Raw genomic sequence first — 2275 nt, 5'->3', positions numbered from 1 at the left:
GCGTCAACATCCAGCCCCATATCTGTCAACAAATCGATAATAATGGTTTGCAGTACCCGGGAGTCTTCGATAAATAGAACTCGCCCACTTAATTGTCGTGTCTCACGCTGGCTGATTCGACAAAGATAAGTATCCATTTCTGACATATCACTTTTACTGAAGATATCAGTCGCACCAGCCAACAGTGCCTGTTTAAGAATCTTTGAATTATCATGCTCTGTTAGCACTAACAGCGTGGCAAAATCGTAGCCCTTCAAAGCTCTGAGCTGACTACAAAACTCACTACTGGCATAGTCAGACAGATTGTCAGAACAGCACACTAAACGATACTTTCCTGCCGCGGCTTTTACCAAGCCTTCGCCACCTGTTTTGGCGGTATCTACGTTGAAACCAGCCGACTCTAATAAATTGAACATATGCTCACAAAAATCTGGTGAGCTATCGATAACTAGTGCGTTTAGCATGTCTCTCTACTTTTCCGAGTAAAACAAAATTAGTCCATTAATTTTGCAACGTTACCATCAATTTAACGCCTTCGCGAGTAACTGCTTGGTAAAAACGGTTCTTAGATAAAAACCGCGAGGATTCATAAAAACCGTTTCGCCTTCACTATCCGAACTTTTTGCAAGAACTCGACTGTGTGCTGCTTTAGGTCTGACTTGTAAATATTGCCCCTCTCTGGCTGTCAGTTCAGACTGCTCTCCCATCGTTAAACGATCCATCAATTCTTCCCAGTCAGCTTTTAATAAATTTTCTTCTGACGGGTCAGGTTGCCATAACCAGCCACTCCCAATGTAACGCTCAGCAAGCGGAATAGATGAGTCAGCCTCAATGGGTATCCACAATACATGTGAGAGTTTTCTTTTTACCCAACTATTGTCCCAACTTAAGGCTTCGTATTCGCCTGTTGAAACAGTGCAAACATAGGTCGACTCTTTCGGTTCACCATTGGCGTTTAAAGGTAAGGTTTTTAATTCAATGCCTAAGGAGATAAAATCTGGTTCAGCCTGATTACCGGCATCAGCACCAAGACAGGCCTCTAATAGCTGACCAACCCATCCTTTATTCCTCATGAGATCTGCAGGTACAGCGCAACTCAACTCCTGTGCAATCTGACCTAAGCTTTTTCCAGCGATTTGCTGACAGCGCCGCATTAATTCATCTATTGTTTTGGGAGGGGATTGTCTAAACATATTTTTCAAAATTCTCATCTCGCTGTTGGCATGATAACCTAGCCACCTTTATCACGCTTGAGAGAGACAGTGAAAGCATTATCTATCAAGAATCTAAGCAAAACTTACCGCAATGGCATGCAAGCCTTAAAAGAAATTAACCTGGATGTAGAGCAAGGTGATTTTTTTGCTTTGCTCGGGCCTAATGGTGCGGGAAAATCAACGACTATCGGTGTTATCACCTCACTGGTGACTAAAAGTACAGGATCTATCCAGGTTTTTGATACGGACCTGGACATCGATGCTGAACAAGCTAAAAGCTATATCGGACTGGTCCCACAAGAGTTTAACTTTAACGGTTTTGAGCAGGTTAAGCATATCCTTGTCGCCCAGGCCGGCTATTATGGTATGCCCGCAAGCCAAGCTGAACCAAGAGCAGATGAGTTACTCAAACAGCTGGGTTTATGGGGAAAAAGAGACACCCCTTCTCGCTCCCTGTCAGGTGGCATGAAACGTCGACTGATGATTGCTCGTGCGTTGGTTCACAATCCAAGATTACTGATTTTAGATGAACCAACTGCTGGCGTTGATATTGAGCTTCGTCGTTCCATGTGGACATTTTTGAGAAAAATTAATGCCGAAGGCACCACCATTATATTGACGACACATTATCTTGAAGAAGCCGAGAGTCTATGTCGCAATATCGCGATCATCGATAAAGGGCAGATAATTGAAAACACCGATATGAAGTCCCTACTCAATCGCCTTGATAAAGAAACCTTTGTTCTCGACCTCAAAGAACCACTAAACGATACATTCCAGCTCAAAGGCTTCGATTATCAACAAATCGATAACACCACTTTAGAGGTTGAAATTCACCGTGGTGAATCGTTAAACAGTGTTTTTGAACAACTGAGTCATACAGGTATTGAAGTCACCAGCATGAAAAATAAAGTAAATCGTTTGGAAGAATTATTTCTCAACCTTGTTGAGAAGTCGGAGTAATACCTATGACACCAACTCGTCGCCAAAGACACTGGGTCGCCTTTTCCACATTGCTATATCGTGAAATCCGTCGTTTCTTCAGAATATGGCCGCAGAGC

At 43.0% G+C, this 2275-nt stretch carries 3 protein-coding genes; 1 reads left to right on the top strand and 2 read right to left on the bottom strand.

Features of this window, described 5'->3' with window-relative positions:
* Both B4K20_RS06905 and mutH read right to left on the bottom strand, forming a co-directional pair.
* A partial coding sequence (locus tag B4K20_RS06905; protein ID WP_289282367.1) for a response regulator occupies window positions 1–464 on the bottom strand: 464 nt, incomplete at its 3' end.
* A 57-nt stretch (window positions 465–521) separates the two neighbouring features.
* Window positions 522–1193 carry a DNA mismatch repair endonuclease MutH gene (gene mutH, locus B4K20_RS06900; RefSeq protein WP_289245368.1) on the bottom strand — a complete coding sequence of 224 codons (672 nt, stop codon included), beginning with the start codon at window positions 1191–1193 and terminating at the stop codon, window positions 522–524.
* 117 nt (window positions 1194–1310) lie between these two features.
* On the opposite strand from mutH, the gene B4K20_RS06895 reads away from it, so the two are divergent.
* Window positions 1311–2177, top strand: a complete 867-nt coding sequence (locus B4K20_RS06895) for an ABC transporter ATP-binding protein (RefSeq protein ID WP_339608409.1) — start codon at window positions 1311–1313, stop codon at window positions 2175–2177.
* Window positions 2178–2275 lie beyond the last annotated feature (98 nt).

Source organism: Methylophaga sp. UBA5088 (assembly GCF_002414625.1).
Taxonomy (GTDB): domain Bacteria; phylum Pseudomonadota; class Gammaproteobacteria; order Nitrosococcales; family Methylophagaceae; genus Methylophaga; species Methylophaga marina.
Note: the sequence above shows the minus strand (reverse complement) of the source record. Positions and strands in the feature narration are given on the sequence as shown.